The sequence below is a fragment of the Bradyrhizobium stylosanthis genome (genome assembly GCF_001641335.1).
Classification (GTDB): Bacteria; Pseudomonadota; Alphaproteobacteria; order Rhizobiales; family Xanthobacteraceae; genus Bradyrhizobium; species Bradyrhizobium stylosanthis.
Genome location: NZ_LVEM01000004.1, coordinates 1050879 through 1066394, shown reverse-complemented (window position 1 = coordinate 1066394; position 15516 = coordinate 1050879). Strand labels below are relative to the sequence as shown.

General features: G+C 63.8%; 17 protein-coding genes. 12 read left to right on the top strand and 5 right to left on the bottom strand.

Annotated features, from left to right (window positions below; genetic code table 11):
- On the top strand, positions 1 to 166 hold a 166-nt coding region (locus tag A7X65_RS41025; protein WP_156528257.1), incomplete at its 5' end, for a transposase.
- A gap of 128 nt (positions 167 to 294) precedes the next feature.
- Here A7X65_RS41025 and A7X65_RS31355 read toward each other — a convergent pair.
- A complete protein-coding gene (locus A7X65_RS31355) occupies positions 295 to 1110 on the bottom strand; it encodes a DUF2927 domain-containing protein (protein WP_063692518.1) in 816 nt (271 codons plus the stop codon).
- Between the two features lie 173 nt (positions 1111 to 1283).
- Entirely contained in the window at positions 1284 to 1862 is a 579-nt protein-coding gene (locus tag A7X65_RS31350; RefSeq protein WP_063692516.1) for a L,D-transpeptidase, read from the bottom strand.
- An 87-nt stretch (positions 1863 to 1949) separates the two neighbouring features.
- Here A7X65_RS31350 and A7X65_RS41020 point away from each other — a divergent pair, with 87 nt between their 5' ends.
- The 3 genes from A7X65_RS41020 (at position 1950) to A7X65_RS31340 (ending at position 4485) form a co-directional block, all read left to right on the top strand.
- Positions 1950 to 2180, top strand: a complete 231-nt coding sequence (locus tag A7X65_RS41020; protein WP_082885119.1) for a hypothetical protein — start codon at positions 1950 to 1952, stop codon at positions 2178 to 2180.
- Between the two features lie 47 nt (positions 2181 to 2227).
- Positions 2228 to 3775, top strand: a complete 1548-nt coding sequence (locus tag A7X65_RS31345) for an acetolactate synthase large subunit (RefSeq protein ID WP_063692514.1) — start codon at positions 2228 to 2230, stop codon at positions 3773 to 3775.
- Positions 3776 to 3954: 179 nt separating this feature from the next.
- Positions 3955 to 4485 carry a hypothetical protein gene (locus A7X65_RS31340; RefSeq protein ID WP_063692512.1) on the top strand — a complete coding sequence of 177 codons (531 nt, stop codon included), beginning with the start codon at positions 3955 to 3957 and terminating at the stop codon, positions 4483 to 4485.
- Between the two features lie 55 nt (positions 4486 to 4540).
- Here A7X65_RS31340 and A7X65_RS31335 read toward each other — a convergent pair whose 3' ends face one another.
- A complete protein-coding gene (locus A7X65_RS31335; RefSeq protein ID WP_063692510.1) occupies positions 4541 to 6079 on the bottom strand; it encodes a peroxidase family protein in 1539 nt (512 codons plus the stop codon).
- Here A7X65_RS31335 and A7X65_RS42165 point away from each other — a divergent pair.
- Positions 6065 to 6394, top strand: a complete 330-nt coding sequence (locus A7X65_RS42165) for a hypothetical protein (protein ID WP_156528255.1) — start codon at positions 6065 to 6067, stop codon at positions 6392 to 6394. The two genes, A7X65_RS31335 and A7X65_RS42165, sit on opposite strands and share 15 nt — an antisense overlap.
- A gap of 22 nt (positions 6395 to 6416) precedes the next feature.
- Here A7X65_RS42165 and A7X65_RS31330 read toward each other — a convergent pair whose 3' ends face one another.
- A complete protein-coding gene (locus tag A7X65_RS31330; RefSeq protein ID WP_063692508.1) occupies positions 6417 to 6650 on the bottom strand; it encodes a DUF3551 domain-containing protein in 234 nt (77 codons plus the stop codon).
- Positions 6651 to 6933: 283 nt separating this feature from the next.
- On the opposite strand from A7X65_RS31330, the gene A7X65_RS31325 reads away from it, so the two are divergent.
- From A7X65_RS31325 to A7X65_RS31310, 4 genes are all read left to right on the top strand, one after another.
- Positions 6934 to 7266, top strand: a complete 333-nt coding sequence (locus A7X65_RS31325) for a hypothetical protein (protein ID WP_063692647.1) — start codon at positions 6934 to 6936, stop codon at positions 7264 to 7266.
- A 234-nt stretch (positions 7267 to 7500) separates the two neighbouring features.
- Complete coding sequence (locus A7X65_RS31320) at positions 7501 to 7986, top strand: hypothetical protein (protein ID WP_063692507.1); 486 nt, start codon at positions 7501 to 7503, stop codon at positions 7984 to 7986.
- 56 nt (positions 7987 to 8042) lie between these two features.
- The gene (greA, locus tag A7X65_RS31315; RefSeq protein ID WP_063692506.1) at positions 8043 to 8525 is read left to right on the top strand and encodes a transcription elongation factor GreA; all 483 of its coding nucleotides are present in this window, start codon (positions 8043 to 8045) and stop codon (positions 8523 to 8525) included.
- 42 nt (positions 8526 to 8567) lie between these two features.
- Positions 8568 to 9245: a hypothetical protein gene (locus A7X65_RS31310; protein ID WP_063692504.1), complete on the top strand. Its 678-nt coding sequence runs from the start codon at positions 8568 to 8570 to the stop codon at positions 9243 to 9245.
- 24 nt (positions 9246 to 9269) lie between these two features.
- Here A7X65_RS31310 and A7X65_RS31305 read toward each other — a convergent pair whose 3' ends face one another.
- A complete protein-coding gene (locus tag A7X65_RS31305; protein ID WP_156528254.1) occupies positions 9270 to 10964 on the bottom strand; it encodes a hypothetical protein in 1695 nt (564 codons plus the stop codon).
- 81 nt (positions 10965 to 11045) lie between these two features.
- Here A7X65_RS31305 and A7X65_RS31300 point away from each other — a divergent pair, with 81 nt between their 5' ends.
- The 3 genes from A7X65_RS31300 (at position 11046) to A7X65_RS31290 (ending at position 15483) form a co-directional block, all read left to right on the top strand.
- Positions 11046 to 11288, top strand: a complete 243-nt coding sequence (locus A7X65_RS31300) for a hypothetical protein (protein ID WP_156528252.1) — start codon at positions 11046 to 11048, stop codon at positions 11286 to 11288.
- 233 nt (positions 11289 to 11521) lie between these two features.
- A complete protein-coding gene (locus tag A7X65_RS31295) occupies positions 11522 to 15097 on the top strand; it encodes a GAF domain-containing protein (RefSeq protein WP_430643659.1) in 3576 nt (1191 codons plus the stop codon).
- The gene (locus A7X65_RS31290) at positions 15094 to 15483 is read left to right on the top strand and encodes a response regulator (protein WP_063692499.1); all 390 of its coding nucleotides are present in this window, start codon (positions 15094 to 15096) and stop codon (positions 15481 to 15483) included. The genes A7X65_RS31295 and A7X65_RS31290 overlap by 4 nt, the downstream gene beginning before the upstream one ends.
- Positions 15484 to 15516: the final 33 nt, after the last annotated feature.

The window sequence follows — 15516 nt, the reverse complement described above, 5'->3', positions numbered from 1 at the left end:
TCTCATCGCACGACGGCGGGCAACGGTAGAGACCACCTTTGCGACCCTCAAACGCCGGATGCGGCTCACTTGCATCCGCTACGTCGGAATCACCAAGGCAAGCGGACAAGTCCTGCTTGCCTCCATCGCCTTCAACATGAGGCGGTGGGCCACGATCGCCGCGTGAGACGCCCGCCAAGGGCGCCGACTACCGTCTCGGCCTCACAAAAAGACGCAGACGCAGCCCTCTCTCGACGTTTCCTGCCCCAAAAATGCAATAGCGCAACAGGCCCACAAGGGGAGAGGGAAAGAACCTCACTCCTTCAGATCATTCACCCGCTTCACCCACGCCCTGACATCCGTGAGCACCTGTGGCAGCAGGGCCTTGACCTCCGGCACGGTCATGCCGGGCTTGATGCGGGGGTCGTAGAGCAAATTGAGAATGTACTGGTCGTAGACGTCGAAATAGCCCATCGAGACGTTGTCGTTGAACATCGTCCACGGCACGCTCGCGGTGTCGTTGATCGGCCCGAGCGATTGCAGCAGCTCCTCATAGGCGCAGTCGAGGAAGGTGAAATCGCCATTGTCGACGGTGAGGATGACGTCGGAATGCTCGATCTCGAAATTGTCGTTCTTGCGGAAGCCGGACAGGCATTGCGGATCGAGCGAGGTGCGGATCTCGCGCGCCTTTTCCACGCCGTAGAAACTGGTGAGGGTGCGGAACAGGTCGCGGTCGCGCACCAGCTTCACCCGCACATTCGCGGCCTCGCTGCTGTCGATCATGGCGATGTCGAGATGCTGCACGCGCTTGCCGATGTCGGCGACGACCTTTGCAAGCTGCGCCTTGCGCTCGGCGCGTTCGCTCTCGACGAACACGCGCACCGGCCCGTCGAACTTGCGGATGCGGTCGACGCGGCCGGCGAGGTGGTATTCGGCGCCGAACGCGGTCTTGAGAAAACCTTCGACGATCTCGCCGTCGGAAAAGCTTTTCCGCTCGGCGCGCTGGCGCGAGGCGATCGCGGGCAATTCGCCCGCGGCGGCCATGGTAGCGGTGTCAGGGATAGATGTGAGCGCGGCGAGCGCCAGCAGGGCGAAACGGAAGGCAGCCGAGGGCGAGGTCAATGCGCTCATCGTCACCCGACGCTGCCGTATTCGCGTCGCGTGCACAAGACCGCAAATTCACGCGGCCCGCAGGTTCCCAATCACGGTGCCGTAGGGTGGGCAAAGGCGCGAAGCGCCGTGCCCACCATCTCCAGGCCGTGGGCACGCTTCGCTTTGCCCACCCTGCGGCACTTCGCGCGGGTCTAGTTGTTCAGCACCACCACGGTGGTGCCGACCCCGACGCGGCTGTAGAGGTCGCTCACGTCGTCATTGGTCATGCGGAAGCAGCCGGACGAGACCGCCTGGCCGATCGTCTCCGGCTCGTTGGAGCCGTGGATGCGGTAGAGCGTCGAGCCCAGATACATCGCGCGGGCGCCGAGCGGATTCTCGATGCCGCCCTTCATGTGGCGCGGCAGGTCCGGCCGGCGCGCCAGCATCTGCGACGGCGGGGTCCAATCCGGCCATTCCTTCTTGGCGGTGATCTTGTGCACCCCGCCCCAGCGGAAGCCGTCGCGGCCGACGCCGATGCCGTAGCGCAGCGCCTGGCCGTTCTGGAGCACCAGATACAGCCGGCGCTCAGAGGTGTTCACCACGATCGTGCCGGGGGCGTAGGTGCCGTTGTACATGACGGTGGTGCGGGGGATCGGGCTGGAGCCGCCGCGGAAGAAGTTCGGTCCGCCGCCCATGATGTCGCGGGAGTCGAACTCCTCGGCGAAGACGCCGCCGGCCGTGGCGGTCAAGAGTGCGATGGCGGCAATCGGCGCGGCAAAAAACCGGATCATTGTCTCCCCCGGAAAAAATTCTCTTCAACACAGGCCAGAGGTCATATTTGCGGGCTTTTCGCAAGCCACGGCCCCGTGAGGGCCGCCATGCCCGGCGATTGGCGTTACCAAATCGCCAACTGCGCCGATTTGCCGGAAAGCGCCAGAGCGTTCTCAGGCGAAGTGGATACCGGTTCGCATCGCGAAAACGCGTCGAAACAGGAAGCTGATGCCCCGTTCCGATGCCATCGGAACGGGGCATTAGCCAAGCCAGCGGATCGTCATGCGGGGCAGGGCCGCGATGCCCCCTATTGCTTTGACGCGGCCTGCGAACAATGATTGACCGGACGGATCACTGAAAATCGCCGGTTGCGGGAGCAAGAAGAATGAATGGTGCGGAAAGCCTGGTGCGGACGATGGTCAAGGGTGGGGTCGACGTCTGCTTCACCAACCCCGGCACCTCCGAGATGCATTTTGTCGCGGCGCTCGACCGCGTGCCCGGCATGCGCTGCGTGCTCGGCCTGTTCGAAGGCGTGGTGACGGGCGCGGCCGACGGCTATTTCCGCATGAAGGGCACGCCGGCCTCGACCCTGCTGCATCTCGGCCCCGGCCTCGCCAATGGCCTGGCCAACCTGCACAACGCCAAGAAGGCCAATTCCGGCATCGTCAACATCGTCGGCCAGCATGCCGTCTACCACATCGACTACAACGCGCCGCTGACCTCCGACATCGAGGGCCTGGCCCGGCCGATGTCGTCCTGGGTCCGGACCTCGCCGAATTCCAAATCGGTCGCCGCCGACGGCGCCGCGGCCATCGCCGCCGCCAAGAGCGCGCCGCCGCAGATCGCCACCCTGATCCTGCCCGCCGACACCGCCTGGAACGAGGCCGACGGCATCGCCGAGGTGCCGGCCGAGCAGCAGCGCGCCAGCTATTCGCCGCAGGCGGTCGACAAGGCCGCGAAGATCCTGCACGGCGACGGCGAGGGCACGCTGCTGCTGATGACCGGCAGCGCGCTGAGCGAGCAGGGCCTGGCCCTCGCCGAACGCATCGCCGGCAAGACCGGCTGCACCGTGATGGGGCCGACCTTCCGCCCGAAGATGGCGCGCGGCCGCGGCCGCTACTCGATCGACCGCATCCACTACGTGATCGAGAACGCGCTGCCGATGCTGGCCAAGTTCCGTCACATCGTGCTGGTCGAGTCCGACGATCCCGTGGCGTTCTTCGCCTATCCGAACAAGCCGAGCATGCTCAAGCCCGAGGGCTGCGAGGTGCACCGCATGACCTCCTGGGGCGAGAATTCGATCGCGGCGCTCGAAGCGCTCGCCGGCGCGGTCAAGGCCAGCGCCAAGGACGTCAAGCCGCAGGCGTTGCAGGAGCTGGTCAAGCCGACCGGCGCCCTGAACTTCGCCTCGATCGCACAGGCGATCGCCTGCGCGATCCCCGAGAACGCCATCATGGTCGATGAGTCCCTGACCACCGGCCGCGGCTTCTTCCCGCCGACCGCGGCAGCGGCGCCGCACGACTGGCTGCAGAACATGGGCGGCTCGATCGGCTTCTCCACGCCGCTCTCGATCGGCGCCGCGATCGCCTGCCCGGACCGCAAGGTCATCACCATGGTCGGTGACGGCAGCGCGATGTACACGATCCAGTCGCTGTGGACGCAGGCCAGAGAGAACCTCAACATCGTCACCATCGTGTTCGCCAACCGCATCTACCAGATCCTGCGCGGCGAGTTCGACAATGTCGGCGCCGGCGAACCCGGCCAGCGCGCCAACGACATGCTCCGCCTCGACCGTCCGACGCTCGATTTCGTCGCGCTGGCCAAGGGCATGGGCGTGCCGGGCCGCGCCGTCACCAACGCCGACGAGTTCAACAAGGCGCTGGCCGAAGCCGTCGCCGAGCCCGGTCCGCGGCTGATCGAAGTCCAGATGTAGCGCTGGCCGATCGTGCCGCGAATTCCGGCCTCATCCTGAGGAGCCCGCGGAACGCGGGCGTCTCGAAGGATGACGATAGGAGGGATATGGGCCTTCATGGTTAGACGCGCGTTCCGCGCTCCTCACCATGAGGGTCCGGGGGCGGCGCAACGGAGTGCGCGTGAGGGGTCGGGGGCACGATGCAGACCGAGCTGAACAAGGTGATCGCGGCGCTCCGGGACTTCTACGCCCACGAGGATTTTCTGTTCGAGAAGGACATCGGCGAGCGCGCGGTGACGCACCGCTTCGCAGTCTATCTGGAACGGCAGTTTTCCGGCTGGGCGGTCGACTGCAATTACGACCGGCTCGGCGAGCGCACGCTGCACCTGCCCCACGGCACCATCATCTCGACCGACGATCATCTCGGCAAGTCGATCTATCCCGACGTCGCCGTGCATCAGCGCGAGATCCCGAACAATCTGCTCACCGTGGAAATCCGCAAGGCGAGCAACCACACGCCGCTGGAGCACGACCAGCACAAGCTGCGGGCGCTCACCGACGTGCATGTCTGGTTTCCCTACTGGATCGGCGTGCTGCTGGTGCTGGACCGGCAGCATGTGACGATGTCGGAAGTCTATGTCAGCGGCGCCGTCGATCAGGCGCAGTCACTCTGGTTTGCGGAGCGGCTGGATGAGATCGGTCTCGGGACTGCGCATAAGACCGCGCCGTGACAAGGCCGCCCGCATAGCGCGGGCGGCCCTTCGCATCATCGTCGTAGAGGCAACCTCAGTGCAGCGGATCGCCCTGACCGAGCGCGTAGGCGACGAGATCCTTCAGCGCGAAGCCGGGGCCCGTCACCGGCGTCCATTGCGGGTCCTGCGACAGCACGGAGGAATTGTCGCCGAACAGCATGCCGAGGAAGACTTCTGCGACGATGCGGCCGCCGACAGGGCCGAGCTGCGGCGTGTTGATGCCGCCCGCCGGCGCGCCGGTGGCGGGGATGGCGACCGCGGTCTGGAACTGCCGCGCCTCGGCCAGGATGTAGGCCCACAGCGGGCAATTGCCGGCGAACACGCCGTTGGCGATGGACGCGATCGGCGCCTGCGGATCGTCAGGGCCCGGCTCGTCGACGGCCTTGCCGATGATGATCTGATCGTCGGCCAGCGGCGTCAGGTTCATTGCTCTCGCGACAGCCTGGCCCGAGGGCAGGCCAAGCCGCCAGCCGCGCTCGAGATTGCGCAGCGCCAGCGAGGCCGGATTGGACGCGACCTCCGGCGGCAGCTTGCGCAGCGGATCGACCAGCGACGTGTCGATGCGATAGGCGAACTGGAGGCGCCGCTTGTTGTCGGGATTGGTGTCGTCGTCCTCGACGCCGTAGGCGCGCGTGTCGAGATCGATGAAGCGGCCCCAGTCGATGGCCCGCCCCGGGCCCATGGCACGGAAACCGGTCAGCGCGTTCTTGTCCGGGTTGTTCGGATCGGGGAAGATCTGCAGCAGCATGTTGTCCGCATCGTTCAGCCGGTAGCCGGGGCGGATCATGGAGTGCCCGAGCCGGTAGGCCGCGACCGAGAACTCGACCGGCATGAACGGATAGGTCTTCCAGTGATAATGGGCGAGCTTGCTGCGGTCGTAGCGGCCCGCGGTCTTCAGCTCGTCCAGCACGCTGGCGTGAACGATGCGCGGCAGGAAGTCGTTCAGCACGACGTATTGATAATGGAAGCGGACGCGCTGCTGCACGTCCTCGAACGACAGGCTGTCATTGTCGTCGACCATGCGGTTGTGGAAGCGCAGCATCAGGGCCTGGAACTGCGAGACGATGCTGTTCTCGTCGTTGCGGGGATCGCCGATCAGCGCGCGGCCCTTGAAGCGCGGCAGGTCGCTGGTGTCGGCAACGCCGGTGCCGCTCACCTTGTCGCCGAGGCGGAACTTGATGCCGTCATACATGTAGGGCTGATCGTTCGGCCCGCGGCCGTAGACGTTGTCCATGTCGAACGACGGCGTGCGGAAGTCGACGAGCCCGTCGGGATCCTGCTGCCGGGTCAGCGAGCTCACGGGATCGAAGGTGATGTCGTGGTCGATGAACTGGCCGAAATAGGTGTAGAGCGAGGGAATGCCGCTCTCTTCCGCGTCCGGACCGTCCTTCGGCGCGTCGAACTTGCCGACCATCTTGTCGGCCAGCGCTGAAAGGTTGGCGACGTTGGCGGCGTCGTTTGCACCGAATGTCGCCGGAGAGAGCTTGCGGAACATGCGGCCGAAGCGGCCTTGCGAAAGCGGCGAACGGGTGGCGTTCAATCCGCGCGGAACAATTGCGTGGCGGCTGCTCATTTCAAATTCCTCCCTGAAAAAGTCACGACGGAACGAATAAAGCTAAAGTTGTTCGCAACAGAATATGCAGGCAAAGCTAGATCAGGGATTCCGGCGTGCGACAAGCCGTCGCTTCACACTGTGCGCGATGGCGGTGCTGTTCCGACATGGAGGAGGCGAGCAAGCTGCGGCTGCGCTTTGCAAATTTTTCCCGCGATGGTGACGGATAACATTCTCGTCATCGACGCGCGCGAGCGGCTTGATGCGGTGTCGACGCGCCGGGCCGCCGGCGCGGTCGATCGTCGTCACGTGAAGATTGTGGCGGCGCGCGCGTGATGCCGCGCGCGCCGCAACCACATCAGTAGAAGCGCTGCTGCGAGAAGGCGTAGCGCGGATTGACGCCGCAATAGGCCGACGTGCCGGAGGCCGAGGCCTGACATTGCTGATAGGTCGCGAACTGGCAGTTGCCGGGATAGCCCCAGATGCGGCCCTGCAGGCAATAGCGATCGTTTGCAGAATGCGCCTGGGCCGCCGGGGATGCTACGGCGAGCAGCGCGGCGAACGAGGCGAGGGCGAGGATGGTGCGACGCATTTCAATCTCCTTCGAGGACTGTAAATGAGGAACACCAGCTCATTCTGCGTGTTCCGGGACGTGTCCGACACTTTGTCGTGCTTGTCTTGGTGTCCGCAGTGGGCGGCGCGTTCAACATGGGCGTATGATGCGGCAAGCTGCGGCGAGCAATGTGATCTCGGCCACAGTTCGCCGCTGGCGTCCGGCCTATGTTGAGCGGACGTTTCACGAGCGGATCTGGACGCGTTGGTCCCTGCGGGCCACGCTTTGCTCATTCGGGGCAGGTCATTTTTTGGAGGTTCTGATGCAAAGATCATATTTGCTGGCTGCGACAGCAGCGCTGGCGCTTCTTGCGCAATCGTCATTCGCTCTGGCGCAGAGCACACCGGCCGCCGGCGGGACCGCGGCGCCTGCGGCGACAAATACTGCGCCGGCCGCGACAACGACGCCCGCCGCAACCACTGACACCAGCCAGTCGTCCGACTCCAAGAAGAGCGCGTCGAAGAAGCCGGCGAAGAAGAAGATGACGCGGCAGCAGGAGATCGATCACTCGGTCGACAGCGGCACCGTGCCCGCGCGCTACCGCAGCTCGGTGCCGAAGCAGTACCAGCAATATATTCCGTTCGAGAAGCAGTGATCTCCCGGCGATGCGCAAGCATCGTCCGGAAGCGCCGCGTTGGCTGGCTCCTCACTATGAGGATCTGATATCTGGCCGCGCAACGTGCCCTCATCCTGAAGGCCCGCCGTCAGGCGGGCGTCTCGAAGGATGGGCCGCGAGCTGCGAGGCAAGGGCCTGCGACACATCCCTTGTGGCGGTCTGCCGAAGCGGTGCTAAGGTAAGCTCGGGCCGAAGGGAGTGCCGGGGGACGGAATGAGCGACGACGTGAAGGATGCTGGCCTCGTGGCCATGATCAGCAGCATCCTCGGAGGCAACAAGCGCGCAGACATCGTTGCTCCGCCGCCGCTCGCTGAGGTTCCGCCGACCGTGCCGACGAGCGGATCCGAGCCGGCCGAGGCGGCGCCGCCCGCTGCGGTCCCGGTCAAGGACGAGGCTGAGCCCAATACCGCGCCGCCCCCCGCCAAGCCGGCCGAACCGCCCGCGCGGATCGCCACGACGCCGGACGGCAGGCAATTGCTGCCCGCGGAGGCGATCGCCGATCTCGTGCTCGGCGAGCTCCGCAAAATGGAGGATTTCCCCGCGTCCGGCGCCTCGGTCACGGTCTATGGCTACCGGCACTGGAACGCGATGATCACCTTCGCGCCGTTCTCGACCTCGTTCCAGAACGCGACGCGGTTCCGCCAAGCCATGCCGGATCTCGTCTTCAAGCTCCGTCGTTTCGTCGCACTTGAGATATAGTGGAGGTCATCGGCGGCGCACGGCGCGCCCCCGGACCATTCGACAGGATACTTGAATTGAGCGTCGCCTTTACCAAGGAAGATAGTGCGGAGACGGCATCCGAGACGCTGCTGCCGGATCGCCCGATCTCGCCCCATCCGAACCTCGTGACGGAAGCCGGCCTGCAGGCCCTGCAGACGCAGCTGCAACAGGCGCGCGAGGCCTATGAGGCCGCGCAGGCCATCGACGACGTCAACGAGAAACGCCGGCAGTCAGCAGTTCCCCTGCGCGACGTCCGCTATCTGACCGAACGGCTACGCACGGCGCAGGTCGTTGCGAAGCCGGAGTCCTCGGATACCGTCGCCTTCGGCAGCACCGTCACGTTCAGCCGTGCCGACGGCCGCGTGCAGACCTATCGCATCGTCGGCGAGGACGAAGCCGACCCGAAAGCCGGCTCGATCTCCTTCGTGGCGCCGGTGGCGCGGTCGCTGATGGGCAAGGCGGCCGGCGACGTCGTCGGCTCGGGCGCGCAGGAGATCGAGATTGTGTCGATTGCGTAAGATGGCCTTCGCCGTGTCAGCGAAACGAAGCCCGATGGCCGCATGAAACGTTTTCTGTCGGGAGCGTTGCCGTTCTACGCGCTGGCGGCACTTGCCATGTGCATGTACCTCGTCCTGTACAGGACGAGCCTGTTCGACCTGAACACCATCGTCCAGGATGCGACTGGTTCTGCGTGGTTTCCGGTCTTCATGTTCGTCTGCGTGCTGCTGGAGTCGGTCTTCCCGTATTTCGGCTACTTTCCCGGAACCGCTCTGATCCTGATGTCGGTGGCGCTCACGCCGAAATCCGCGGATGTCCCGGTTTTCGTCATGGCGTGGCTGGCCATCATCGTCGGCGCCGTCCTGAGTTACGGACAGGCGCGTTTCTTCAGGCCGTTCCTGCAGCGGGTTGCTTCAAAGGCGGCGCTGAGGCGGTGCGAGTCCCTGTTCGACGCCTACGGTCCCTACGCGCGCATTGCCCTGTTCGTTCATCCCAACGCCTGCGCGATGTATTTTACCGCACTCGGCCTGCTCGGCCGGAGATTGACCGCGGAACTCGCCTATCTCTGCGTGGGTGCCGCGGCCGCGGTGAGTATCCTGTTCGTCATCGTGACCAGGCTGGTGTCGTCCGTCGGTCCCACCGATGACGGGCAATTGCAGGTGCTGCTCGCGGCAGCCCTCGTCGCCATCGGGACACTCGTCGGTCTCTACGCAGCCCTTCGGCCGCAGCGGGCGGCTTGAGACTTGATCGCGCGCCGCGCTCGGCTATTTCGCAAAGCAGGTTGCCAGCGACGCAGTCAACTCCTCCAGACCAAATCGGCGTTGAAGACCATCCTGTTCAAGTACGAGCGCTTGATGAGCCAGCTTCATCAAGCCGACGCTGCTGTTGTGCCAGTTTGGTTCGCGAGCGACTTTGTGCAGGTCTCGAACGAACGTCGGCCGAGGCCGCCTAGCCTCTTCCGAGTTTGGTTTCAGCCAGTGTGCGAATTTTCCTGAATGCAGCTGATACGAAAAGTGGTCTCTGATGGGCTTGTCCCCCTCGATCACGATGAGGAACGAGAACTCGGGACGCAACGTGATCAGATCGAGGACAACGCCAAGGAAGCGAATGTGGAATCTTCCAGCCTCCTCGAGCTCTGCGATCCGCTGCATTCCTTTTAGTTCGGAAACGGGGATGTCGCCTGTTGGCCCTTCGGCGCTTGCGTCCTTGTCGTCCGCGCACTCCTCCAGGAACTCTCTCTTGAGCGCGATCCTCAGGTCGAACTGGTCGGAAACATCCTCAAACCTGTCGTGTTCCGTGCCGAAGATCTCGAAGCCACCGGCGGGTGGAAATTGCTTCGCCCGAGGCGAGACCGCGACATCGTCGTTGCGCGTGATCCGAACCGTGCTCCAGGCACCCTCGTCTCGGTAGAGAACAAGTGCCTGGACGCTGACGAGCGGGAAGCATTCGCCGGCTTTGCCGATGCTGAGGCCTGATCCGCCATTCCTCGTCGAAAGGTGGAGTTTGGGACGATTGTCGACCAAACTGGCGGCTTCGTGCGGAGGCATGCCGAAGGCATGGGTCAAACGGTGCTCCAGAATGTGGTTGGAGAGCACGTTTTCCATATACGTGCAGATCGTCGCGCTGAAATCCTGAACGACAAAGTGCTCGTCGAGCTGCAGTTCCCGGAGCGCGAAGCCGATCATATTGGGGCGGCGGATCTTTCCCGCATGGATCATCAGTTTGGCGTACTCCAGCTTTTCCCCCGAAAGATCTTCGGGAAACCGTACCGCGCTGGAGCCTGATAAGTTGGGAAATTGCCTTGGGTCGCGTCTCTCGATGGAATCAATCGACCTTGGAAAAAGCAGCTTGTGCTCGAACTCCGTCCGGACCTGATTGCCGGGCAGGCAGATGACCGAATGCGATCTGCCGTAAAGAGCCGGAAACGCGAACGGTCCGAGCTTGGACTTGGGGCCGAGCAGCTGGGAATAGTGGCGTTGCAATTGTTCGTCGCGCCAGTCTGCAAATCCCGGCGCATGACGAGATCGTTTCAGCTCCTCGTCTTTTTGCTTTGCCCAGGTCGTCAAATCATAGAGCGAAATGACCGACGGGGCGGATTCGAGCGCATTGCTCGTGATCGCCGGTGCGGTTTGCGCCGCAGCTTTGGCCTCTGTTCTTCGGTACGCATCCATCAGGCATCGACGATGGTCAACGTGTGCTTCCGGATTCGCTCCAAAGAACACTCTAGCAATGACCTCGATCCTGTCCCGGTGGGGGAGATCCTCTTTCAGCCAGCCTCTAACGGCGCGATCGCTGACGCCGACGGCATGTGCAAAATCCTTAGTCCCCCAACCGTTCCCTAGTCGACCATTCTGAGCCTTCTCGTCGAGGTACCACCGAAGAACCGCAGCAAAGTCCTTATCGGGTGGAGGAAGCCTGAGGGTCACGCCGCCCGCACGATCCTGACCTGCCTCAGCCATTTCCATCCACTTCCATCGAGAGACGGACTACTTCCGCCCGGCTTCTATAAATCGGTTGCCGCCAACCAAAAGGAGCGGCCGATGACAGATTGGACGATGCTGCTGAGCTTTGCCAGCGATACCATGCTCACGAATTTTCGCACGGCGATGGTGATCGCCCATTCGTTCTGGCAGCCCCAAGTGATGCATTATTGGGCCCTAGCGATCATCTACGCGTTCGGTGGACAGATCGCAAAGTGCGAAGGGCACTCGGATATGTGCCGCTGCTATCGCAGCGTGGCCGCCGTGTATCTCATGGTGGGCTTGAGCCATTTGGATGGGTAGCGCGGCACGGCCGGTACCGCCCGGACCGGGATGCCGTACTGCCCCGGCAGCCCTTGTCGCCCTCGACACCCTCGGCCTCTACGCGGCTTCGCGACCGGCTGACGCGTAGATGGTTGAAAATCAACTCACGATAGGTCTGGTCGGACGGACCCGGGAGTGGAATAATTCCCTACGCATTCTTGATCATATTTTGACGTCGGCCCCGAACCGGCCGGCGACCCGGATATTTCATGATGGCCGCGCTTCCTCAGGACGTGGTGGCGGATTTGCAGCAGGAGAACGCGCGGCTCCAGGCCGAATTGCGCGCCGCACAAGATCGCGAGAGCGCCACCGCGGACATTCTCAAGATCATCGCCAGTTCGCCATCGGAGGTGACGCCGGTCTTCGATGCCATTGCGAGGCAGGCCAATGCCTTGCTCGGCGGCTTCTCGACGACCGTATTCCGCTTCATCGACGGCACGGCCCATTTGGCGGCATTCACGCCGACGAATTCCGCCGCCGACGAGACCTTGAAGAACATGTTTCCGAGGCCGATTGCCCAGTTTGAGAGCTTTGCAGACGTCCAGGCGGGTAAGGTGGTACCGACCCCCGACACGGAAGCGCTGACGAATGAAATCAAATTCGTCGCGCGCGCGCGCGGCTTTCGCAGCATGTTGTTCGTTCCGCTCACCGCCGGCGGCGTCGTGATCGGCATGATCAGCGTGACGCGAGCCGAGCCCGGGACCTTCGCTCCGCATCATGTGCAGCTTCTGCAGACCTTCGCCGACCAGGCCGTCATCGCCATCGAGAATACGCGGCTGTTCAACGAGGTGCAGGCCCGTACTGACGACTTGCGGGAATCGCTGCAGCAGCAGACCGCCACCGCCGATGTGTTGAAGGTCATCAGCCGCTCCGCGTTCGATCTGCAAGCGGTTCTCGACACGCTGACGGAATCGGCGGCGGGGCTGTGCGGTGCCGAGATGGCGGCCATCGTCCGGCAGGACGCCGACGGCGCCTACAGTCATGCGACGCGATACAATTTCTCGCCCGAGTGGGCCGAGGTCTCGGCGGGCATTCGGCTCAATGCCGGGCGCGGCAGCGTCGTCGGGCGCGTCCTGCTGTGCGGCAAGGCCGTCCAGATTGAGGATGTCGTGCTCGATGCCGAATACGCCTATCCCGAGCAGCAGAGGGCCGGCGGCTATCGCACACTCCTGGGCGTGCCCTTGCTGCGATCCGGCGAAACGATCGGCGTGCTGTTCCTGGGTCGCAAGACCGTCAACTTGTTCACGGACAAGCAGATCGACCTGCTCTCCACTTTCGCCGATCAAGCGGTGATCGCGATCGAGAATGTCCGGCTGTTCGATGAGGTCCAGGCGAAGACGCGCGATCTCGCCGAATCGCTGCAGCAGCAAACAGCGACGGCCGACGTGCTGAAGGTGATCAGCCGCTCGACCTTCGACCTGCAAACCGTGCTCGACACGCTGGTCGATTCGGCAGCGCGGCTGTGCGAAGCGGAGATGGCGTTCATCATGCGCCGCGAGGGCGATGAATATCAGGCCGGAGCAGCGGTAGGATTCTCCGAGGAATACATCGCGTTTCTGCGGGCTCATCCCATCACCCCCGGACGGAGCACGGTCACCGGCCGGGCCGTGCAGGAGCGCCGACCGGTGCAGATCCTCGATGTTGCTGCCGACCCCGAATACGGCCTGCGCGAGTCCACGACCATGGCCGGTCAGCGCACGGCGCTCGGTGTTCCGCTCCTGCGCGAGAACGAGCCCATCGGCGCGATTGTGATCGCTCGCAGACGTGTGCAGCCGTTCACGGAGAAGCAGATCGAACTCGTCACCACATTTGCCGACCAGGCCGTGATCGCCATCGAGAATGTACGGCTCCTCGAGCAATTGCAGACCAGGACGCGGGACCTGTCCGAGGCGCTGATGTACCAGACGGGCAGCGCCGATATCCTGCGCGTCATCGCATCCTCGCCGACCGAGGTCGGTCCCGTGCTCAAGGCCATCGTGGAAAGCGCATGCGGGCTTTGCGAGGCCTATGATGCCTTGGTCATTCTGAGGGAAGGCAACGATCTCGTTACCAAGGCGCACCATGGACAGGTCCCCGTGGTGCGGAGCAGGCGCCCGATCAGTGCGGAATCGCCCACCGGCCGGGCGATTCTCGATCGCCGCACAATTCACGTGCACGACCTGTTCGGGCCCGAAGGGGACGAATTCCCGACGGGGCGTGAATATGCGATTCGCTCCAACGTTCGGACCGTTCTGAGCGTGCCGCTGTTGCGCGAAGGCGAGAGCCTGGGTGCGATCGTGCTGCGCCGTACCGAGGTACATCCCTTCGGCGAGAAGCAGATCAACCTGCTTCAGACCTTTGCGGATCAGGCCGTCATCGCCATCGGCAACGTGCGTCTGTTCGAGCAACTGAACGAGTCGCTCGAGCGGCAGACGGCAACGTCGGAGGTGCTGGAGATCATCAGCGCATCGGGCGCCTTGACCCCGGTCTTCAACAAGATGCTGGAGAACGCGACCCGCATTTGCGGCGCCGGCTTTGGCACGATGAATCTCTACGAGGACGGCGGCTTTCGCACGGTCGCACTGCATAACGCGCCGCAAGCCTATGTCGATACAAGGCTCTACCAGAGCATTCGTCCGCACCCGTCGAGCGGGCTCGGCACCGTCGAGAAAACCCATCAGACGGTCCATATCGATGACATTAGGACCCAGCCGCCCTACGCCGAAGGCAACCCGAATGTTCGCGCGCTTGCCGACCTTGCCGGCGCGAGGACCGTCGTCATCGTGCCGATGCTGAGGGAAGATGAGCTGATCGGCACCATCACGATCTTCCGGCAGGAGGTTAAGCCCTTCACGGACAAGCAGATCGAGCTCGTATCGAATTTCGCGCACCAGGGCGTGATCGCGATCGAGAATGCACGCCTGCTGAACGAGCTGCGCGAGCGCACCATGGAATTGTCGCAGTCGCTCGAGGAGCTTCGAAACGCGCAGGATCGTCTGGTCCAGACCGAGAAGCTTGCCTCGCTCGGGCAGCTCACCGCCGGCATTGCCCATGAAATCAAGAACCCGCTCAACTTCGTCAATAATTTCGCTGCGCTGTCCTCCGAGCTGATCGACGAGCTTCGCGACGGACTGGGCTCGGCCGCGCTCGGCGAGGCCGCAAGGCAGGACATCGACGCGCTGATCCACCTGCTGCAAGGCAATCTGGACAAGATCGTGCAGCACGGAAGGCGCGCCGATTCCATCGTCAAGAATATGCTTCTGCACTCTCGCGAGGGGGCCGGCGAGCGCCGCTCGGCCGATATCAACGCCATCGTCGAGGAAAGTCTCAACCTGGCCTATCACGGGGCGCGTGCCGAAAAAGCCGGCTTCGATATCACGCTCGAAAGAAATCTCGATCCGTCCGCGGGGGCGCTCGAGCTCTATCCGCAGGAGATCACGCGCGTCGTCCTCAATCTCGTTTCCAACGGATTCTACGCGGCGAGCAAGCAAAGGGACGCCACCGGCGGCGGCTTCGAGCCGAGGCTGCGCGCGACGACGACGAATCTCGGCGGCTCCGTCGAAATCCGGATTCGCGACAATGGCGCCGGCATCCCGGCCGACGTGAGAGAGAAGATCTTCAATCCGTTCTTCACGACCAAGCCCGCGGGCGAGGGCACCGGCCTCGGCCTTTCGATCTGTCACGACATCATCGTGAAGCAGCACGGCGGCAGCATCGAGGTCGATACCGAGCCTGGCGATTATACCGAGTTCATCATTACGCTGCCGCGTACGCTGGCGGCACCATTGCGGACTGGAGGCAGAAGTTGAGCGTCTATATCTTGGTCGTCGACGACGAGCCGGACGTCGAGGCGCTGTTCCGCCAGCAGTTTCGGCGCGATCTGCGCGCCGGCCGCTTCCTCATGGAGTTTGCATCGTCCGCGCCCGCGGCCCTGGAGCGCGCGGTCGCGATGGAGGATGCCACCCTGATTCTGATCCTGTCCGACATCAACATGCCCGGCATGAGCGGGCTGGAGATGCTGCCCATCGTGCGCTCGGTCCGGCCCGATGTGCCTGTCATCATGATCACGGCCTATGGTGACGCCGAGACCAGGCGCAAGGCGCTGGCGAACGGGGCGACCGACCTGATGACCAAACCGATCGACTTCGCGGCGCTGCGCCTGGAGATAGACACGAGGCTTGAGCGGGCCGTGTGACCGCGCCATTCTCGTGGTCGATGACGGGCCGCA

Excerpts from the sequence above, each read along its gene's own strand:
- A7X65_RS31320 (WP_063692507.1), top strand. The coding sequence starts at position 7,501 with ATGAGCGACGACGTGAAGGATGCTGGCCTCGTGGCCATGATCAGCAGC.
- A7X65_RS31340 (WP_063692512.1), top strand. The coding sequence starts at position 3,955 with ATGCAGACCGAGCTGAACAAGGTGATCGCGGCGCTCCGGGACTTCTAC.
- A7X65_RS31295 (WP_430643659.1), top strand. The coding sequence starts at position 11,522 with ATGGCCGCGCTTCCTCAGGACGTGGTGGCGGATTTGCAGCAGGAGAAC.
- A7X65_RS31305 (WP_156528254.1), bottom strand. The coding sequence starts at position 10,964 with ATGGCTGAGGCAGGTCAGGATCGTGCGGGCGGCGTGACCCTCAGGCTT.
- A7X65_RS31330 (WP_063692508.1), bottom strand. The coding sequence starts at position 6,650 with ATGCGTCGCACCATCCTCGCCCTCGCCTCGTTCGCCGCGCTGCTCGCC.
- A7X65_RS31335 (WP_063692510.1), bottom strand. The coding sequence starts at position 6,079 with ATGAGCAGCCGCCACGCAATTGTTCCGCGCGGATTGAACGCCACCCGT.
- A7X65_RS31310 (WP_063692504.1), top strand. The coding sequence starts at position 8,568 with ATGAAACGTTTTCTGTCGGGAGCGTTGCCGTTCTACGCGCTGGCGGCA.
- A7X65_RS31300 (WP_156528252.1), top strand. The coding sequence starts at position 11,046 with ATGACAGATTGGACGATGCTGCTGAGCTTTGCCAGCGATACCATGCTC.
- A7X65_RS31345 (WP_063692514.1), top strand. The coding sequence starts at position 2,228 with ATGAATGGTGCGGAAAGCCTGGTGCGGACGATGGTCAAGGGTGGGGTC.
- A7X65_RS31355 (WP_063692518.1), bottom strand. The coding sequence starts at position 1,110 with ATGAGCGCATTGACCTCGCCCTCGGCTGCCTTCCGTTTCGCCCTGCTG.
- A7X65_RS31325 (WP_063692647.1), top strand. The coding sequence starts at position 6,934 with ATGCAAAGATCATATTTGCTGGCTGCGACAGCAGCGCTGGCGCTTCTT.
- A7X65_RS31350 (WP_063692516.1), bottom strand. The coding sequence starts at position 1,862 with ATGATCCGGTTTTTTGCCGCGCCGATTGCCGCCATCGCACTCTTGACC.
- A7X65_RS41020 (WP_082885119.1), top strand. The coding sequence starts at position 1,950 with ATGCCCGGCGATTGGCGTTACCAAATCGCCAACTGCGCCGATTTGCCG.